At 73.0% G+C, this 820-nt stretch carries 1 protein-coding gene; it reads right to left on the bottom strand.

What is annotated here, in order from left to right; genetic code table 11:
* On the bottom strand, positions 1-820 hold an 820-nt coding region (locus G3I40_RS42150), incomplete at both ends, for an ATP-binding protein (RefSeq protein ID WP_343245201.1).

Genomic DNA, 820 nt, shown 5'->3' with positions numbered 1-820 from the left:
GTGGCCGCGGCCGCTGCGGTCGGTTCGGTGAGCAGCGCGGCGGGGACGAGCACCCGGGCGACGACGCCGGCGACCGGTGCCTCCCCGAGCCGGACCTCGATGCCGCACTTGCGGGCGAGCGCGCCGACCACGAAGTGGCCGAGGAACTTGGTCGGTTCGGCCATGAAGCTGGCGGTGCCGGACAGCCGTACGTTGGCCTCGGCGAGCGCCTGAGTGTCCATGCCCAGCCCGTGGTCGACGATGGCGATGAGATACCCGGCGCTGGTGCGCCGCCCCTCGACCTCCACCTCGGAGTCCGGCGGCGAGAAACTGAGCGCGTTCTCCACCAACTCGGCGAGCAGATGCGCGAGTTCCGCGACGACGGCGCCGCTGACGTGCGCGGGTTCGACGCGGCGCAGCGTGACCCGCCGGTACTCCTCGACCTCGGACAGCGAGGCCCGCAGCACGTCGGTCACGGACAGCGGGGTCGACCACGTGCGCGGGCTGGACTCCCCGGCGAGCACGAGCAGCGATTCGGCGTTGCGGCGCATACGGGTGGCCAGGTGGTCGAGTTCGAAGAGGTTGGCGAGGGTGTCGGGGTCGGCGTCCTCGTGCTCCAGCTTGTTGATGAAGCCGATCTGCCGGCGCACCAGGTTCTGGTTCCGGCGGCCGAGGTTGACCAGCGACTCCGTGGTGTTGCGGCGCAGCACGGCCTGCTCGGTGGCGAGGTCGAACGCGGCGCGCTGCACCCGGTCGAACGCCTCCGCCACGTCCCGCACCTCGGCCCCGGCGTGCCCGTCGAGGGCGAGCGGCGAGGGCGGCGCGGGCGCCTCACCGGCGG

This window comes from Streptomyces sp. SID14478 (genome assembly GCF_010548525.1).
GTDB lineage: Bacteria > Actinomycetota > Actinomycetes > Streptomycetales > Streptomycetaceae > Streptomyces.
Note: the sequence above shows the minus strand (reverse complement) of the source record. Positions and strands in the feature narration are given on the sequence as shown.